The sequence below is a fragment of the Kordiimonas pumila genome, from assembly GCF_015240255.1.
GTDB lineage: Bacteria > Pseudomonadota > Alphaproteobacteria > Sphingomonadales > Kordiimonadaceae > Kordiimonas > Kordiimonas pumila.
Map to the genome: position 1 here is coordinate 3014928 of NZ_CP061205.1, position 17893 is coordinate 3032820.

The 17893-nt window shown below is 46.9% G+C and carries 13 protein-coding genes and 2 pseudogenes; 3 read left to right on the forward strand and 12 right to left on the reverse strand.

Features of this window, described 5'->3' with window-relative positions; translation table 11 throughout:
* Positions 1 to 124: 124 nt before the first annotated feature.
* The 3 genes and pseudogenes from metH to ICL80_RS13300 form a co-directional block, all read right to left on the reverse strand.
* Positions 125 to 3834: pseudogene (gene metH, locus ICL80_RS13285) on the reverse strand (methionine synthase).
* Positions 3834 to 4716, reverse strand: a pseudogene (gene metF / locus ICL80_RS13295) (methylenetetrahydrofolate reductase). Before metF ends, metH begins: the two co-directional pseudogenes overlap by 1 nt.
* Before the next feature lie 43 nt (positions 4717 to 4759).
* Complete coding sequence (locus ICL80_RS13300) at positions 4760 to 5698, reverse strand: ArsR/SmtB family transcription factor (RefSeq protein ID WP_194213037.1); 939 nt, start codon at positions 5696 to 5698, stop codon at positions 4760 to 4762.
* 195 nt (positions 5699 to 5893) lie between these two features.
* Between ICL80_RS13300 and ICL80_RS13305 the strand changes: the two genes are divergently transcribed.
* Positions 5894 to 6667, forward strand: a complete 774-nt coding sequence (locus ICL80_RS13305) for an MlaA family lipoprotein (RefSeq protein ID WP_194213038.1) — start codon at positions 5894 to 5896, stop codon at positions 6665 to 6667.
* A 49-nt stretch (positions 6668 to 6716) separates the two neighbouring features.
* Here ICL80_RS13305 and ICL80_RS13310 read toward each other — a convergent pair whose 3' ends face one another.
* Together ICL80_RS13310 and ettA are read right to left on the reverse strand one after the other, a co-directional pair.
* Positions 6717 to 7277, reverse strand: coding sequence for a DapH/DapD/GlmU-related protein (locus ICL80_RS13310; RefSeq protein ID WP_194213039.1), 561 nt, complete (start codon positions 7275 to 7277; stop codon positions 6717 to 6719).
* Between the two features lie 80 nt (positions 7278 to 7357).
* Entirely contained in the window at positions 7358 to 9028 is a 1671-nt protein-coding gene (ettA, locus tag ICL80_RS13315) for an energy-dependent translational throttle protein EttA (RefSeq protein WP_194213040.1), read from the reverse strand.
* 120 nt (positions 9029 to 9148) lie between these two features.
* Here ettA and ICL80_RS18290 point away from each other — a divergent pair, with 120 nt between their 5' ends.
* A complete protein-coding gene (locus tag ICL80_RS18290) occupies positions 9149 to 9370 on the forward strand; it encodes a DUF1289 domain-containing protein (RefSeq protein WP_194213041.1) in 222 nt (73 codons plus the stop codon).
* Here ICL80_RS18290 and ICL80_RS13325 read toward each other — a convergent pair.
* The 6 genes from ICL80_RS13325 to ICL80_RS13350 all read right to left on the reverse strand — a co-directional run bounded on the left by ICL80_RS13325 (position 9361) and on the right by ICL80_RS13350 (position 16685).
* Complete coding sequence (locus ICL80_RS13325) at positions 9361 to 9783, reverse strand: GFA family protein (RefSeq protein WP_194213042.1); 423 nt, start codon at positions 9781 to 9783, stop codon at positions 9361 to 9363. The two genes, ICL80_RS18290 and ICL80_RS13325, sit on opposite strands and share 10 nt — an antisense overlap.
* Before the next feature lie 68 nt (positions 9784 to 9851).
* The gene (locus tag ICL80_RS13330; protein ID WP_194215870.1) at positions 9852 to 10535 is read right to left on the reverse strand and encodes a Fe2+-dependent dioxygenase; all 684 of its coding nucleotides are present in this window, start codon (positions 10533 to 10535) and stop codon (positions 9852 to 9854) included.
* Positions 10536 to 10610: 75 nt separating this feature from the next.
* Positions 10611 to 12887 carry a TonB-dependent receptor gene (locus tag ICL80_RS13335; protein ID WP_194213043.1) on the reverse strand — a complete coding sequence of 759 codons (2277 nt, stop codon included), beginning with the start codon at positions 12885 to 12887 and terminating at the stop codon, positions 10611 to 10613.
* 233 nt (positions 12888 to 13120) lie between these two features.
* Positions 13121 to 13759, reverse strand: a complete 639-nt coding sequence (locus ICL80_RS13340; RefSeq protein WP_194213044.1) for a LysE/ArgO family amino acid transporter — start codon at positions 13757 to 13759, stop codon at positions 13121 to 13123.
* Between the two features lie 7 nt (positions 13760 to 13766).
* On the reverse strand, positions 13767 to 14762 hold the full coding sequence (locus ICL80_RS13345) for an alpha/beta fold hydrolase (protein WP_194213045.1): 996 nt from the start codon (positions 14760 to 14762) through the stop codon (positions 13767 to 13769).
* Between the two features lie 39 nt (positions 14763 to 14801).
* On the reverse strand, positions 14802 to 16685 hold the full coding sequence (locus ICL80_RS13350) for a flavin monoamine oxidase family protein (protein ID WP_194213046.1): 1884 nt from the start codon (positions 16683 to 16685) through the stop codon (positions 14802 to 14804).
* A gap of 131 nt (positions 16686 to 16816) precedes the next feature.
* Between ICL80_RS13350 and ICL80_RS13355 the strand changes: the two genes are divergently transcribed.
* Positions 16817 to 17431 (forward strand): DUF2441 domain-containing protein, encoded by a 615-nt coding sequence (locus tag ICL80_RS13355; protein WP_194213047.1) that lies wholly within the window; start codon positions 16817 to 16819, stop codon positions 17429 to 17431.
* Positions 17432 to 17447: 16 nt separating this feature from the next.
* Here the strand turns inward: ICL80_RS13355 and ICL80_RS13360 are convergent, their stop codons facing one another.
* Complete coding sequence (locus ICL80_RS13360) at positions 17448 to 17861, reverse strand: thermonuclease family protein (protein ID WP_194213048.1); 414 nt, start codon at positions 17859 to 17861, stop codon at positions 17448 to 17450.
* Between the last annotated feature and the right edge of the window lie 32 nt (positions 17862 to 17893).

Genomic DNA, 17893 nt, shown 5'->3' on the forward strand with positions numbered 1-17893 from the left:
CTTTCACCAGCCGGTTCTCGACATCATAAGCATATGTCCACTCCCTCGCCTGATATAAGGTTGCCCTAAAATTCAGGACGGGAATTAAAAAACCTTTTGGCAAAATACCACACTTTACAAAACCTTAGTATCCAAGGTTTGGCCTGAGCCAGCGTTCTGCCTGCTCCACGTCTACACCACGCCGTTTGGCATAGCTTGCTACCTGATCCTTGCCTATCTTGCCAATACCAAAATAATGACTTTCCGGATGGCCAAAATAATACCCGGAAACCGCTGCTGTTGGCAGCATGGCAAAGCTTTCAGTTAGTTCAATGCCGGTTTGCGCTTCTGCACCCAACAGGCGGAAAAGCTCTGGCTTTTCAGAATGGTCTGGGCACGCAGGATAGCCCGGCGCCGGACGAATACCTTTGTATCGCTCCTTTATCAGGTCCTCATTCGAAAGGTTTTCATCCGCCGCATAACCCCAAAATTCCGTACGTACCCGCTGGTGCATACGCTCGGCAAACGCTTCGGCCAACCTGTCGGCAAGTGCCTTCAGCATAATTTCATTATAATCATCGTGCGCAGCCTTAAAGCGCGCGACATGTTCATCTATACCGTGCCCTGTCGTTACTGCAAAGCCACCAACCCAATCAGGCTTGGTGCCTTTTGGGGCCACAAAATCAGCTAGGCAATCATTTGTGCGGCCTTCACGCTTTGTTATTTGCTGCCTAAGGCAGTGAATGCGGGAAAGTTCTTCTTCTCTATTATCCCCTGTATAGAGAATGACATCATCGCCGTCAGCGTTTGCAGGCCAAAAGCCGATAACCCCTTTTGCTGTTAGCCATTTTTCATCCACAATCTGTTTTAGCATTGCTTTAGCATCAGCAAATAGGCTGGTTGCGCTTTCACCAACCACCTTATCTGTAAGGATCGCGGGGTAATTGCCTGCCAGTTCCCATGTGCGGAAAAACGGTGTCCAGTCAATACGGTCCACCAGCTCCGCGAGCGGATAATCATCAAACACCTTGGTGCCCGTAAAGGATGGGCGAACCGGCGTAAAGCCAGTAAAGTCAGCGCTTGCTTTATTTTCCTTTGCCTGAGCATACGCTATGAGCCGATCTGCTTTTGGGTTTGCCAACCGTTTGGCAACAATATCGGCATATTCAGCTTGGGTTTTGGCAACAAAAGCCGCTTTCAGATCATCAGACACCAGCGTGCTAGCCACCCCCACAGCGCGGGATGCATCAAGCACATGGGTAACGCCGCTTGCATATTCAGGGGCAATTTTAACAGCGGTGTGAACCCGGCTAGTGGTGGCACCGCCAATAAGCAGCGGCACCGTAAAGCCTGCACGCTGCATTTCGGCCGCAACTGTCACCATTTCATCAAGCGACGGTGTAATCAGCCCGGAAAGGCCGATCATATCGGCGTCATTATCCTTTGCCGCCTTCAGGATGTTGGGCCACGGCACCATTACGCCCAGATCAATCACCTCAAAATTATTACACTGCAACACAACCCCGACGATATTTTTGCCAATATCGTGCACGTCGCCCTTTACGGTCGCCATCACAATTTTGCCTTTGGCTTTTGCGCCCTCTTCTTTTTCGGCCTCAATATAGGGTTGCAGGTAATTTACCGCTTGTTTCATGACGCGCGCTGATTTCACCACCTGCGGCAAGAACATCTCACCCGCACCGAACAGGTCCCCCACCACATTCATGCCATCCATTAAGGGGCCTTCAATAACCTGAATCGGCTTTTCAAATAATTGCCGGGCAGCTTCCGCGTCTTCTGTAATATAGTCGGCAATGCCTTTCACAAGGGCATGTTCAATACGCTTTGCAACAGGCAGTTCGCGCCACGAGAGGTCTTCCACCTTGGCTTTAGCACCATGACCTTTAAATTCATCGGCAATTTCAAGCAGGCGTTCTGTGGCATCGTCTCTGCGATTTAGAATAACATCCTCTACCCGCTCTTTCAGGTTTGGCGGAATATCAGAATAAACTGTAAGTTGGCCAGCATTTACAATGCCCATATCCATGCCAGCCCGAATGGCATGGTATAGAAAAACACTGTGCATAGCCTCGCGTACAGGGTTATTACCCCTAAACGAGAAAGACACGTTTGAAACGCCACCAGAGATTTTAACATAAGGCAAATGGGTTTTAATCAGGCGCGTTGCCTCGATAAAATCAACACCGTAATTATTATGTTCCTCAATCCCGGTTGCGACCGCAAAAATATTGGGATCAAAAATTATATCTTCCGGCGGGAAACCAACTTCGTTCACCAAAATATCGTATGACCGTTTGCAAATATCAAACTTGCGGTCAATGCTGTCGGCCTGCCCTTGTTCGTCGAATGCCATCACAACAACAGCAGCACCGTACCGCATGATGCGCCGGGCCTGCTCTTTAAACGGCTCGGCTCCTTCTTTCATGCTGATAGAATTTACAATAGCCTTGCCTTGAACGCACTTTAGGCCCGCTTCAATTACGGCCCATTTTGAACTGTCGATCATGACCGGAACGCGGGCAATGTCAGGCTCTGCCGCAATCAGCTTCAGAAAACGCTCCATAGCATCAACAGCATCAAGCATGGCATCGTCCATGTTGATATCAATGATCTGGGCTCCGCCCTCAACCTGTTGGCGCGCAACACTTACGGCTTCATCATATTTTTCATCTAAGATAAGTTTTTTAAAAACCGCCGAGCCTGCAACATTGGTGCGCTCGCCTACGTTTATAAACTGTGCTATCGGCTTACTCATGAACTTTTCCTGGTCGGTGTAATGCTTGCTATCTGAACCGGATCAATACCAGAGAGACGCATGATTGTTTCCACGCGGGGAATTGCCCTTGGTTTCATACCCTCTACAGCACGTGCAATAGCTGCAATATGTTCTGGCGTCGTGCCGCAGCACCCCCCCACTAGGTTGAGAAGCCCGTCTTTGGCCCACTGGCCTAGCATGCTGCCTGTTTGCTCTGGCGTTTCATCGTATTCGCCCATTTCATTTGGCAGGCCAGCATTGGGGTACACACATACATTAGTATCGGCAATATGGGCAATTGTAACCGCGTGTGGGCGCAGATGCTCTGCCCCAAAAGCGCAGTTCAGGCCCACTGAAAATGGCACAGCGTGCCGCACACTGTGCCAAAAGGCTTCTACCGTTTGCCCCGAAAGGTTACGGCCAGACATATCAGTTACCGTGCAGGATAGCATAATCGGCAGTTTTATGCCCTTTTCTTCAAATACTTCCTGTGTTGCAAAAATTGCAGCTTTTGCATTCAGGGTATCAAAAACAGTTTCAATAAGAATAATATCGACGCCGCCCTCAACCAAACCTTCAACCTGTTCTTTGTAGGCTGCGACTACCTGATCAAAAGAAACAGACCTGTAGCCGGGGTTGTTCACATCTGGCGAAACCGAAAGTGACTGGTTCATTGGCCCAATAGAACCAGCTACAAAACGTGGCTTTTCTGGTGTCTTTAACGTCCATTCATCGGCAACACGGCGCGCGAGAGCAGCCCCAGCAACATTAAGCTCACGAGCAAATTCCTGCATACCATAATCTGCCATAGAGATGCGCGTAGCATTAAAGGTATCGGTTTCAATAATGTCTGCCCCAGCCGCCAGAAACTCACCGTGAATAGCCGCAATAACATCTGGCTTTGTCAGAACCAGCAAATCATTATTACCCTTCACATCAGAGGGCCAGTCGGCAAAACGCTCACCGCGGTAATCAGCTTCTTGCAGCTTATAACGCTGGATCATCGTGCCCATAGCGCCGTCTATTATCAGGATACGCTCACGGCATAATTGCTCTAGCTGTTTTGTTTTATCAGTCATTATAACGCACTTTCTGCGGCTGTACCGCGAATGCCAAGCATATGGCATATGGCGTATGTAAGCTCAGCCCTGTTCAGGGTATAAAAATGAAAATCCCGTACACCACCAATATAAAGGCGGCGGCACATTTCTGCAGCAATTGAGGCCGCTACAAGCGTGCGTGTTTGCGGCCTGTCGTCAAGCCCTTCAAACATATCGCCGAGCCACTGCGGTATTGACGAACCACAAGCCCCCGCGAACCCCTTGAGGGATGCAAAATTAGTGACAGGCAAAATTCCGGGCACGATCGGCACATTTATGCCATAAGACTGGCAGTGATCCAAAAACCTGAAATAGCTATCCGCTTCAAAAAAGAACTGGGTTATCGCACGGGTCGCACCCGCATCAATTTTACGTTTCAGGTTATCTAGGTCTGCAGCAAGCGATGGGCTGTCTGGATGAATTTCAGGATATGCTGCCACCGAAATATCAAAATCGCCAATTGACCGAATACCAGAAACCAGCTCTGCAGCATTTGCATAACCATCAGGGTGCGGCTGGTAGTGGCTCGCCCCTTCAGGTGGATCACCGCGCAGAGCTACTATACTGCGAACGCCAGCATCCCAGTAATCCTGTATTACAGCATTTACTTCCGCCTTTTGTCGCACTCACACATGTTAGGTGTGCTGCTGGCTTCATGGATGTTTCATCCAAAATACGCTTTACCGTATTATGGGTGCGTTCTCGCGTACCGCCGCCAGCACCGTATGTAACCGATACAAAAGACGGATTCAGCTCTTCCAGCGTTTTAATAGAGGACCAAAGTGTTTCTTCCATCTTTTCCGTCTTTGGCGGAAAAAACTCAAAAGAAACATTCACATCCTTTACTGGTTCAGCAAACAGAGACTTTGCCCTGCCATATGGATCATTAAAATGGGCCACTGCCCTACTCCTTACCAACACGCTTTGTAAAACACCAAAGCGTAACTTGTAATTTACCACCGTCTAAATGCTTAATTTCTCGGAGCTGCAAACCTGCGCTTTTTGCAAGGCCCACAATTTCCTCATCGGCAAACCCAAGGCGTCTGTGCGCATGCTCAATACGTAAAAACTCTTCTTCATGGGGTGCAAAATCAGCAATCAGAATACAGCCATCAGATGACAAAGCCCTAGAAGCCTCCTTGATCGCCGCTAATGGATCGAGCGCAAAATGCAGCACTTGATGAAAAACGATCAAATCCTGACTGTTGTCTTCTACGCCGAGACTATACATATCTCCTTGGCGCACCTGTGCGTTAGCCAGACCTTTTTCAACCATATTGGCACGCGCCACCGCAAGCATTTCCCGTGACAGGTCAATCCCTGTAGCATGGGTAACATAGGGACAAAAAACATCAAGCATACGGCCTGTACCCGTGCCGATATCCAGCATCCGGTTAATGTTTTTACGACCCTGCATAGCAAGAAGGGCTTCTTCAACCTGACTTTCCGATATATAAAGCGAGCGTATTTCATCCCAGCTTTCTGCATTTTTGCGAAAATACTCCTGTGCCCAGGCAACACGTTCAGCGCGAATTGTATCAAGCGCGACCATATCAGCCTTAAAGCCTGCATCATCAGCAGGCACCAGCGACAGAACACAGTTCATCAACTCTTGCGACAAACCAGCTTCAGAAAGCCGATAGAAAACAAGCGTACCTTCCTGCACACGTTCCAGCAAATGCGCTTCGCCCATTAATTTAAGATGGCGCGAAACTCTAGGCTGACTCTGATCAAGGATTTGAACAATTTCGCCAACAGTTAATTCACCCTTCGCAAGCAAGGCCACAATACGCAAACGTGTTGTTTCCGCTATTGCCCTTAAAGCTAAAAGTAACTGTTCCATACATAGGCCCTTATGATTCACAAGATCATAATATAAACTTTTCTTTATATAAGTAAAGTTTTATTTTAAATAATAACATTCAGGAATTTTCGAATGAGACAAAAGCCGCTAATATGTTAAAGCATTATGACAAGAAACTATGCTTATTGCAGGCAATAGCCTGTCATAGCCGACAGCTCAGAGACTGAGGATTATATGAAAAACACATTTATTACAAAAACTTTTATACTGGCAGCATGTCTGCTGCTTGGGGCATGCGCATCAACACGCCAGCAGTCCGATATTCAGGCCAATGACCCGTTAGAGCCTATGAACCGAGCAACATATGCTTTCAATAAAGCGATAGATCAAAATCTATACCAGCCTATCACTGATATATACCAAGCTGTTTTACCTGAAACACCAAGACAAGGTGTGAGCAACGCCATGAGAAACCTGCGGGAACCTTGGGTGTTTATTAATGACATTCTGCAGCTAAAATTCAAGCGTGCGGGTCAAACACTCTCTCGTTTCGTTATTAACAGTACACTTGGCATTGGCGGTTTATTTAAAGTATCCGATGATATGGGCATCAAATATCATAGTGAAGATTTTGGCCAAACACTTGCTGTTTGGGGTGTGGGTGATGGTCCGTATTTAATCATTCCCTTTGTCGGCCCATCAAGCGGCCGTGATTTTGCGGGCTTTACAGCATCGTTCTTTGGCGATCCTGTAACACTGGTGATTGCAGACATGGACGAAAAGGGCTTGAACCTGACCAGAACCGGGGTCGATGCTCTTGATGCGAGATCGCGCCTAAACAGAACTATTCAGGATACATACCGGGACCCTGACGGTTATGTGCTGATGCGTTCGGCTTTCCGGCAAAACCGCCGCTACGAGATCTATGACGGCAACGCCCCGAATAGTGAAGCCGATGATATCTTTGATGAGCTTGAAACCGACGAACAATTTGGCGAACAGGAATAATAAAAAAGGGGGCTTAAGCCCCCTTGATTTTGCATGTTAAAGTACCGACCTAAAACTCGTTACTGAGCTTTTTATAGCCTTGCACCAGATAATGATTGGCGCCAATAACAGACTCTGAAAAGCTTTTAAGTTCAGGTACTACACGGGGGATAGTATCCAAATCAAAATCAGGTCCAAGGTGCATTGTAGATGGTACATGGAATTTGTCAGGCAAATCACAGCCATCAATCACTGAGTTATGACGCACAACACAGCCGTCACCAACATTCGTGTTAAACAGAACTGAGTTAAAACCGATAAAGACATCATTACCAACTACACAAGGGCCGTGAATGATAGAGCGGTGCGCAATTGATGTACGCTCGCCAACAATAACCTGCGCTCCGGCTTTTGAGTGGATCACAACACCATCCTGCACGTTAGAGTCACGCTTGATAATGATGGGCTCCATTTCTCCGTTTTCATCAACTTCATCAGCACGAATAACCGCGTAAGGCCCAATGAAAACATTCGCCTCAATAATAACCTTGCCGCAGATAATGGCCGTATTATCAATGTAAGCTTCGCTACTAACCTCTGGATAGTGACCACTTGGATTTTTTCTAAGCATTAATTCGCCTCTTTTTTATCTGTAAGCCTAACCAATAGGGCTTATCACATATAGCCCTGATGACCCCCATAAAGTTTTTTTTACCGTTCAAACCGGCGGTATTTAATTCTGTGGGGCTGTGAAGCATCGGCCCCAAGCCGACGTTTTTTATCTTCTTCATACGCTTGGAAGTTACCTTCAAACCACTCAACATGGCTATTACCCTCAAAAGCAAGGATATGTGTGGCTATCCGGTCTAGGAAGAAGCGATCGTGGCTAATAACCACAGCGCAGCCTGCGAAATTCTCCAGGGCCTCCTCAAGAGCTGACAACGTTTCTGTATCCAAATCGTTTGTTGGCTCATCAAGAAGTAGCACGTTACCGCCTTCTTTCAGCATTCTTGCCAAATGCACACGGTTACGCTCACCACCAGACAAAAGTCCAACCTTTTTCTGTTGGTCTCCACCTTTAAAGTTAAAAGCACCTACATAAGATCGGGTTGCGACCTCGTGCTTGCCAAAATAAAACATATCATGGCCGCCAGAAATTTCTTCCCAAACGTTTTTATTAGGGTCTAATGCATCACGGCTCTGGTCCACATAGCCAAGCTCAACAGTATTACCTACATCAATAGTACCACTATCTGGCTTTTCCTGTCCGGTTATAAGCTTGAAAAGTGTTGTTTTACCGGCGCCGTTCGCACCAATAACACCAACAATACCGCCTGGCGGCAAACTAAAGCTCAAGTTGTCGAATAGCAGTTTATCGCCAAATGCCTTTGTAAGCCCTTCAGCTTCAATAACCTTGCCACCCAAACGGGCTGGCGGCTGAATTTTGATCTGTGCTGGGCCAGCCACACGGTCTTGCTGCTGCTGAAGCATTTCATCATAAGCTTTGATGCGGGCCTTTGATTTTGCTTGGCGAGCTTTTGGTGACTGCCTGATCCACTCAAGCTCATCTGTCATGGCTTTTTGACGCGCTTTATCAGAGCGTTCTTCTTGTGCCATGCGCTTGGTTTTCATCTCAAGCCATGCAGAATAATTACCCTCGAACGGGATGCCTCTGCCACGGTCAAGTTCAAGAACCCAACCCACAACATTATCAAGGAAGTATCTATCGTGCGTTACCAGAATAACGCAGCCTTTATATTCCTGCAGGAAGCGCTCAAGCCAGCCAACAGTTTCTGCGTCCAAATGGTTTGTTGGTTCGTCAAGTAGTAGAATTTCAGGTTTTTCAAGCAGGAGTTTACAAAGCGCAACGCGGCGTTTTTCACCGCCAGAGAGTTTATCAACGGGCCAATCGTTTGGCGGACAGCAAAGAGCATCCATCGCAACCTCGGCCTGAGACTGCAAATCCCAAGCATCCGCAGCATCAACCTGTTCTTGAAGTTCACCCATTTTATTCAACAGGTCCATATTTTCAGGGTCTTCGCCGTAAGCCATGGCAACAGCGTTAAATTCGTCGACTATAGCCTGCGTTGCGGCCAAGCCTTCCATCACATTACCAAGAACATCTTTTTCAGAATTTAGCTTTGGTTCCTGCGGCAAATAGCCAACACGAACACCTTCAGCGGCCCACGCTTCACCGCTAAATTCTTTATCATACCCCGCCATGATCTTCATAAGCGTTGATTTACCTGCACCGTTTTGCCCGATGATAGCAATCTTGGCATTAGGCATAAAATTAAGCGATATTTCGTTTAATACTGGCTTGCCACCTGGATAGGTTTTGGACAGCTTTTGCATTTGGTAAACATACTGATAAGAAGCCATGGTTCAGGTCCCTGAAGTTCGTAATGTAAAGTTGGCATCTGTTAGCGCAGAATACGTTGCTTCACAAGCTTATAACCACAGTAAATGGCTAAGATCTTTACATATGCAATATTCCTGAATATGAGCAATAGCAGCAAAAACAGGAATGGACACTTGATAGGTACAATAGAATCCCCATGTGTGAAAACATGTAAGCTAGATATCAAAGGCACATATTGTATTGGCTGCCTACGCACGCGCAGCGAAATAGCCGTATGGTCTAGCAGTGATGATGAAACGAAGCGGGAAATACTCAAGCGCGTAGAACAGCGTATACACTCAGTCTTGCCTGATCAGGGCTGATTATCTTCGCTAGAAAACGCTTCAAATTGCTCTAATCCATCATCCATACTTACCCACGGCATACGTGTTTTTACATAGGTATGCCCCGTAGGTGTAAAGGCAGATGCATTATCAAGCAATTGTACATGCAAATGGATTTCATCTGGCCATGTTTCACCTTCGAACGATACGGGGCTACCACATTTGCCACAAAAGCGCCGGATTACGCCGGGGCTTGATTCGAAAACCTTTGGCTTTTCACCTTTAAAAAAAACTGATGATACTTTAAAGCCGGCATAAGTAGCATAACTTGCACTTGTCGCCTTCCTGCAGCTAGGGCAATGACAATGCCCAACCCATAGTGGCTCAGCAAAAATTTCTACTCTTACTGCCCCACAGAGACACTTCCCCTGAAACAAGCTGTTATTATCCATACCTTCCCTCTAACATAAGATAAAAGTATGCCCCGTCTTTTTAACAATAACAAGGATGGAAAAACAGACTAAACTTCTGCCCACCGGCGTATTAAATTATGATAAAGCCCCGAAAGTTTAACCGCAACTGGGCTATCCACACCGTCTTTAGCGGATAACTCCTGTATAGACTGGTCAAAATCATACAGGTGTTCACGCTGGCCTGCATCGCGGACCATGCTTTGCAGCCAAAAGAAAGAGCATAACCTTGTACCACTTGTTACAGGCTGCACATGATGCAGGCTCGTTGACGGGTACAACACCAAGCTGCCCGCGTCTAGTTTCACCTCCTGTGCGCCGTAGTTACTTTCTACAACCAGTTCGCCGCCTTCATATGTGGCAGGGTCATTTAAAAACAGGGTAGCAGACAAATCTGTTCTAATCCGCACCGCCGTGCCCTTAACACCCCTGATAGAGTTATCAACGTGTGAGCCAAAATACTGGCCTCCAGCATACCGGTTAAACAGGGGCGGAAATATTTTGTTTGGCAATGCCGCGGATATAAATGCAGGACTGCGGCCCAGCGCATCCAGAATAATATTACCCGCCTCTTTTGCCTCAGGGCTTTCTTCTGGCAACTGTTCATTTTTCTTAACTTGCCCAGACTGCGCACCAGCAGTTACTTTACCATCAATCCACTGAGCAAATTCGAGAAGTTTTCTGCAATATAAAACTTCGTCTGATGTCAAAATATCAGGGATACAAATCAACATGCTTTCACCTTTAATATAAAGAGGTTTCGCTGCGAAAAACACAACGAAACCCTTCTGTTTTGCATAAGCTACGTTTTAAAAATCAACATCAAGTGTAATCAGTGCAGATCGCCCAGGCGCAATATATGTGAAGGGCGCACTGCTTCTATACAGGCTGTCATAGTACACTTCATCAGTCAGGTTTTGCACATTAAGAGAAACACCAACCTTTTCTGTAAGCTGGTAGCTCGCGAACACATCAAACCGCCAGTAAGATGGCAAAAAAGTTGTGCCTGCCGATGAAGTACCACCGTATACTTTACTGGAATAGTTTACCGAACCACCAACATCAAGGCCGGGGCCCATTTTGTATTTAGCAAGGACCGTAAAGCTGGTTTCGGCAACGTTTGGCAACTTGCCGCCTATGTCAGTCGTAACATTTGAAGCCAAAATTTCAGTATCAAGTAGCGTAAGGCCGCCAAAGAGGCTTAAGCGTTCTGAAACATTACCTGAAAAACCAATTTCAAGACCATCAACACGCTGCCTGCCATCCAGCGTTGTCACCTCAGGCTCGCCTCGCCCCCCCGAGGTTACACGGCCATCCACTTTATCAATCCGGAAAACAGCAGCGCTTACCAGCAGATGCTCATCAAACAAGGCCCACTTGGTGCCCAGTTCATAGCTTTTGTTACGTTCTGGAGCCAAATCTTCATTACTTGCCGTAATGCCGCCATATGCAGCGCCGCCACCGTCAACCTGTTCGCCCGGCGGGTTAGAGGAAGAGCCAAAAGAAACATAAATATTGCCATTATCTCTTGGTTTATAGGTAACACCCGCATGCCAGTTCCAGAAACCCATGTCACTGTTGAATGTGCTATCACCACTGCGGCCACCAACGCTGGTATATTCAATCTGATAATCATCATACCGAATACCACCAAAAACCTGCACCTTGTCAGTTATTTCAATAGTGTCGATCAGGAAAATAGCCTTGGTATCAATATCAGATTTGGTATAGGCACCGCTTTCCTCACGGCCAAACACCCATTCCTGAAATGGATCAGGGTTCCAAAGGTTTTGCAGAACCGTATATACAGAAACAACATCCCCCGTGCTTGGGTCTTCTGAATCAAGGAACGCATAAGGGTGATTTTCAATCTTCTCATTTGAATACTCAACCCCCGTTACAAAAGTATGCCTCATGCCGCCAAGCTCAGTACGCCATGTCAGGTCTGTCTGGCTGGATAGATATTTATTCGTCTGATTTCTGTTTTTAGGGGACGCTGAAACGGTCCAATTAGCGGGATCTGGGTCTGATACATCGGGGCGCTCAGGGGCTGATACAACATAGGCGTTCCAAGTGCTGCCGTAGCGCACCACGCTTCTGAGACTTAAGGATTCAGTCAAATCCGCTTCAAGCCGAGCTGTCAGAATATTGGCATTATTTTTGTGAAAGTCACGTTCAACAAGGCCGTAAAAATTATGCCTATCGACATCAAATGGTTCATTATTAGCCACGTCATAAGCAACACCCCAATCTGGCAGAGCATCCGTTTCAAGATGGTAATAATCAACAGTTATTTTTGCAGCATCTGTAACCTTATAGGCTGCTGCAATCGCGGCACCCCAACGATCAGAATATACCTCGTCACGGCCTGCCACATCACTTTCATGGTACATGGCATTCACCCGTACAGACAGCTTATCTGTAAGAACACGGTTTACATCAAGTGTGCCGCGGCGGGTATTATCTGTGCCAAGCGTTATTTCAGCATCGCCAAAGTTTTCATCCTGCGGCGCTTTCGAGATCATACTAACGGCACCGCCTGTGGTGCCCCTACCACCAAAGGCAGAACTTGGCCCTTTGAAAATTTCAATCTGGTCAATTGCAAATGTTTCCCGCGATGTAACACCTGGATCGCGAACACCGTCGATATAAATATCATTACGGGCATCAAACCCGCGAATAAACACACGGTCACCAAAGGCATTCCCGCCCTCACCCGTCCCAAGCGTTACGCCCGGCTGCACCCGCATCAGGTCACGGAAAGTGTTGGTGCCGGTATCATCAATCAGTTCCTTCGGGATAACTGTAATTGATTTTGCTGCATCCAGAATAGACTGTGTAAGCTTCGATGAAGCTGACCTATCAATTTTATAGGGTGCAACAGGGTCTGCATATGGATTACGGCCTGCTTTTTCGCCCTCAATAACCATTTCTTCAATGTCAGCTTTATCAGCTGTATGTGGTGCAGGCTCAGCGGCATATGTAATTGAAGATGCGAGAGCCGCAGAAACCAGCCCTACAGTTCCAACCAGTGAACTACATTGCGGTAGCCCGCGCAATGACCGTGGTAATTTTTGCGATGACATAATTTCCTCTTGGGTTCTTATATGATTATATAATTTAAAATGAAAATGCCTCTTAATAGCATCATTGAGTAACGCGCACCGTTATATGCGATTCATTCTCATTTTCAACACATAAAAACAAAGAAAGGAGATTTGAAGGAATTTATATATTCTTCGTTGGCTAAGAAGGTGACAAAGGGTCCGACCAACACATTGATGCTTATATATTTTTAAATATAATAACTGGCATAAAATTAACCCGAGATAAGGGTAGAAATAAGCATCACTGCGACCAGCAACATAATAACAGTAATTACACTATCCAGAATGCGCCAGGTTATAGGCTTTTTAAACATAGGTGCTGCTTTTTTTGCACCGTACCCAAGAAGATAAAACCAGACACCCGAAGCCGTGCACGCACCTAATAAGAACATAAGCCTCGTGGCCTCAGTAGCATATTTGACACTCACGCCGCCCACCAGCACCATTGTATCTATGTAAACCCACGGATTTAGAAATGTGAATGCGAGAGCATGCATAACCGCAACAGAAACACCTCTCCCTTTAATGCCTTCTGCAGATTTTTCCATATCCTCAGACGTTAAAGCTTCAGGCTTTATTGCGCTCATCGCACTTTTACAGGCAAACCATAGTAAAAAACCGACCCCACCCCAACCAAGGGCCATTTTCAAGAGGCTATTATCTGCAATAACCTGCCCCACCCCCAAGACACCAAGCGCAATAAGAAGTGCATCTGACAAAAAACATGTCGTGGAAACAGCGCCCACATGCTGATGGCGTAGCCCTTGGCGCAAAACATATGCATTTTGCGGCCCAATCGCCATTATCAACCCGATAGAAAGAAGAAAACCCTCAAGCGCCGCCGTGACCATAAAATACCTAAACCTTAAAATGCCTCAATAGCCAGTCTAGAAGTGCTGTATTTACCTCTGTCGCCTTTTCCTGCTGGCTCCAGTGCCCACACCCCTTTAGATCAACCCGCTCAAAAGGGCTACAAAGCGCTTCCATTCCATCAGCCAAGCGCGCGGGGCAAGCCCTGTCAAGATCAGCTGTTATCATAAGACATGGCTTTTGCACTTTTGGCAGTACACCGTCAACCAGAAAGGCTTGCTCAGCACGCCAGTTCTCCGCCATATTGCGGTACCAGTGAATAGGCCCTGTGAATCCACTTTCTGTAAATGCCGCAATATAGCGCTGCAAATCAGATTCAGGCAGCAACAATTCACCACCCCATGCTTCTTCACCAGCTTCAAAAAGGCTTATCAAATCAAGGTTGCTAGCATTGAAAGACGGCTCCTGCTTATGCGCGGCGCTCGCCTTTGGCTTACGGAAAAAGAATTTTAACGTTTTCTCTATATCTTGCTCAAAAAGCGCCTCACAAGGCCCCTCTTCCTGAAAGCGTACAATATACATGGCTTCGCCAAGTTTTTCCCTGAATAGTGAAATGGGGTCAGATGGATAATGCCTCATCAACGGCACATTAAGCCCCGCACAGCCAAGCACTCTTTCACCAATATAAAATGGCAGAGACCATAAAATAATCGCGCCCCAATCATGCCCCACAAATACAGCTTTCTCAAGACCATAGTGGTCCAGCAAACCTGCAATATCTCCGGTAAGGCAAGCAAGGGAATAGTTTTCTTTTCCTTCTGGAGCAGAAGCACCAGCATAGCCGCGCTGGTTTGGTGCTAAAACCGGATACCCCTCTCTTGCAAGAGCCTCCATCTGCTGGCGCCAGCTATAAGCAATTTCAGGAAAACCATGCAGGAAGATGACGGCAGGTTTATCAGTGGCATCAAATGCCGGACCTCCTCGAAAAACCGGTAAAGTTACACCGTTGGTCGCCACCATTTCTGGCTGATCAAAATCAATCATCGCTTTTCCCTTCCCTCTTTCACAGCCTAAGCTAAGGCATTATAGCAGGCTGGCAAGGGCACGATCCGCGGCATCAATAGCACCATTCACATAAGCATAAGCAGACGCATCAGCATTTGCGATAGCGAGGTTACCAATTGTCTCTCTGCCCTTCACGTGGGGGCCTTGTTTTGGCCCCCATCCAATTGGGTCAAAAAGCTCATTATATTCATAGGCATAACCATGCGGCCAGCGGTTCACGGTGATAGCCGCAATATCGCGTTCAACATCAAGCCCGTGCGTGCCAAAGCCGCCATCCAGCAAAGAAACAATATCCGCCTCGTAATCCTCAAATGTTAAAGCGAGCAAATCATGCCGCCCCTCACGGTGCTGCTGCCGTGAGGGCAGGCCTCTGCGTGTCGGCACATGCAGCATGTGCATAACGATTGGTTCATCCGACGTATGCGGGAATAAATACCCCCCCATACTAACGGGAAAATCCAGCGACCCACTGGTAATCAGGTTGCCTGGCGCAAAAAACGAAGAAACGCCTGCCTTTTCAAAAGCGCGCCAGTTCCTAAGGGCAACATTTGTATAAACGAGCGGTACTTTTTCGGCATACTTCAGTGCCTCTTTCTGAGGAGCAGCCATTTCTGGCATGATGTGCGGCAATATGTTATTCCAGCAAGCCATAATGCCATAGCGCGCTGCTATCTTTTCCGTTTTGCCGTCCCTAACATAGGTGACCTCAACACCGTCAGCGGTGTTTCTGGCATCAACAGCAATACTCGAAAGCCGAATACGAACTGCGTTTGAATCTCGGTCCAGCCGATCATAGTGCACTGTTGCTGGCACAACAGAATCCATATCAACATCGCCTATAGCATCAGGGATAAGCTTTGCAACACAAAGGCGCGCGATAGAGGCATTTCCATCAGGAAAATGGAAAATATAAGGATCATCGCCGTAGCTCGTTTCAACATGAGCATCATCAAGCCCTAGCCCAAAGGTTGCTGGGTCACCCATGCGGTAAACCTCTAGCCCTGATATAGCATCCCAGCCCAGCCCCCAAAGCCCGTATGATTGAACCCGCAGTATATGCAGTGCCTTATCGCTTAGGCCCAAGTTGTCGCGGAGGCAAGATTCAAAAGAATGGCTACGCAGGTAAGCTTTTTTCTCCTCAAGGCTCATCTCTGCCAGCCAGTCAATACGGTCAATAAATAGTTTAGTCAGCGCCGTTTTGTCTGTGCTGGATAAGGGCATATCCTGAATTACAGCCGCTAATTCGGCCTTTTGCTCTGTATTATCCCAGTTCCAGAAACCGTTATAGCCACCATTATCCCGGCGCACATAAAGGCTATCGACACCATATGTTTTAGCATTCAGGTACAAAGCATCGCCTAAATGGCGGCGTGAATAATAAGACCGGTCATAGTAGCGATAAAACTTCTCAACATCGATTGTAAGTTTCTTCAAAAAACTGGCAGCGACCGGGCTATAATGTGAAGGAGTATCAATTGACTGGCTACCGCCGTAGCCAATAAGCTTTTTGCCATCAACAGTGAATTCGTTGCGCTTGGCATGCCCACCAAAATCATCATGGTTATCAAGCAGTAGAATTCTCGCTTTGCTACCAAGCTTTTCCTGCGCCATAACCGCAGCACTTAAACCGCTTATGCCAGCCCCAACAATAACCATATCATATGGCTTATCGGTAATCTCTTGTGGGCGTTCAAACTGCTCGCCAGCCCATGCAACCTGATGCGCCGCTTCAAAACTGCCTTCATGGGTGCCACGAAGGCCGGTTTTTGCAGGTGGATACACCCACTTGGAAACAGGGTCTGCAAGCAGGCCAGTTGTAATTCCAGGGGTTGCAACCAAAACAGACGCCGCCGCCACACCAGATAAAAATTCCCGACGATCAATATTACCAAGCTTTTTCACAAAAGAACCTTTTCTTGCATTTTTCCCCCAATCGACGCAGTCTTGATACATTGTGCACAGCTTATTATTATTTTGCCATGCCCTATATACGATATATTTAGCGTTTATCTCCTTTTTGGCCAGTAACACGTATGAACAATAGCATTCAATCTGGTGAATATTTTCACGTTGTACACCGTAAAAACTATATCCCATACGAGCCACTGCAAGAGGGTGATAGCTTTTCAGTTGGCACAGAGATAAATCCGTTTTTTCGGTATTATGAAAAAGCCCGTGAATATAAAGTTAAGGGCCCTGACGGCCCTATGACAGTACCTGCCCTTCGGTTTTTAGCTGACATCAAGCATGGCAGGATAAAGTGCCCTGACCTGCCAAAGCAGGCACTTTCCATAGCCAACCATTACAACACATTGGCACGCGAACTTATTCTGGAAGAGGTACGGCTACGTATAAACCCCAAAGCCCCTTCAAGGAAAACCTGTTTGTGGGTTTCAGAAAACCTTGAACTCGCATTAATATGGAAGAAAAAAATCATTGGCCGCTCACGGGTTATGCGCCTGCGCCTTGAGGGTAGTTTTCACACAGGAGATGCACGCCTGATGATGAATGAAAGCGAGCCTCTGTCAGTTGCCTACAGCAAGGCTGAACGGTACTGGCACGGTGACATGTCTGATCGCCCTTTGCCTGAAACTCTTTTCAGTGGCTCAGCGACCGTCCTCGAAGAAATAAAACCACCTAAAGAATAAACCTACTATGGTAGAACTAGCACCATCCCCTGCGTATTCCGCCGGCATAGGGCCTTGCATATCCCGTGCGCAGCATAGTTGCATTTACATTTTCATGATGCTCATTATAAACAACAGCAAGCAACCGACCATACCTGTCCCTTCCTTCAATCGCCAGAGACACATTTGTTGTTAAAAGGCTTTTTAAGGTATCGCGTTGTTTTAATGCGAGCGCTCTTTCTCTTACACATTTAGCGCTTCCCAATTCTGCTGTATCAATATCAAGCAGACGAACACGTTCCACCGTATATGTATCGTGCATTTTTACAGTTATTGTATCACCATCATAAACATGCCTAACCTCAGCCCCCACCAGCTCAATGTCAGCTGTTGTCGTTGTTGCATAGACCATAAAAATAACGACGAAAATGAAGGCCAGTGGCCATGTCATTTCGACCTTATTTATTAAGCGCTTACGCCTTC

Bases quoted from the DNA above. Each gene is read 5' to 3' on its own strand.
- ICL80_RS18290 (WP_194213041.1), top strand. From the start codon at position 9,149: ATGAGCAATAGCAGCAAAAACAGGAATGGACACTTGATAGGTACAATA.
- ICL80_RS13335 (WP_194213043.1), bottom strand. From the start codon at position 12,887: ATGTCATCGCAAAAATTACCACGGTCATTGCGCGGGCTACCGCAATGT.
- ICL80_RS13300 (WP_194213037.1), bottom strand. From the start codon at position 5,698: ATGGAACAGTTACTTTTAGCTTTAAGGGCAATAGCGGAAACAACACGT.
- ICL80_RS13340 (WP_194213044.1), bottom strand. From the start codon at position 13,759: ATGGTCACGGCGGCGCTTGAGGGTTTTCTTCTTTCTATCGGGTTGATA.
- ICL80_RS13325 (WP_194213042.1), bottom strand. From the start codon at position 9,783: ATGGATAATAACAGCTTGTTTCAGGGGAAGTGTCTCTGTGGGGCAGTA.
- ICL80_RS13355 (WP_194213047.1), top strand. From the start codon at position 16,817: ATGAACAATAGCATTCAATCTGGTGAATATTTTCACGTTGTACACCGT.
- ICL80_RS13360 (WP_194213048.1), bottom strand. From the start codon at position 17,861: ATGACATGGCCACTGGCCTTCATTTTCGTCGTTATTTTTATGGTCTAT.
- ICL80_RS13310 (WP_194213039.1), bottom strand. From the start codon at position 7,277: ATGCTTAGAAAAAATCCAAGTGGTCACTATCCAGAGGTTAGTAGCGAA.
- ICL80_RS13330 (WP_194215870.1), bottom strand. From the start codon at position 10,535: ATGTTGATTTGTATCCCTGATATTTTGACATCAGACGAAGTTTTATAT.
- ettA (WP_194213040.1), bottom strand. From the start codon at position 9,028: ATGGCTTCTTATCAGTATGTTTACCAAATGCAAAAGCTGTCCAAAACC.
- ICL80_RS13345 (WP_194213045.1), bottom strand. From the start codon at position 14,762: ATGATTGATTTTGATCAGCCAGAAATGGTGGCGACCAACGGTGTAACT.
- ICL80_RS13305 (WP_194213038.1), top strand. From the start codon at position 5,894: ATGAAAAACACATTTATTACAAAAACTTTTATACTGGCAGCATGTCTG.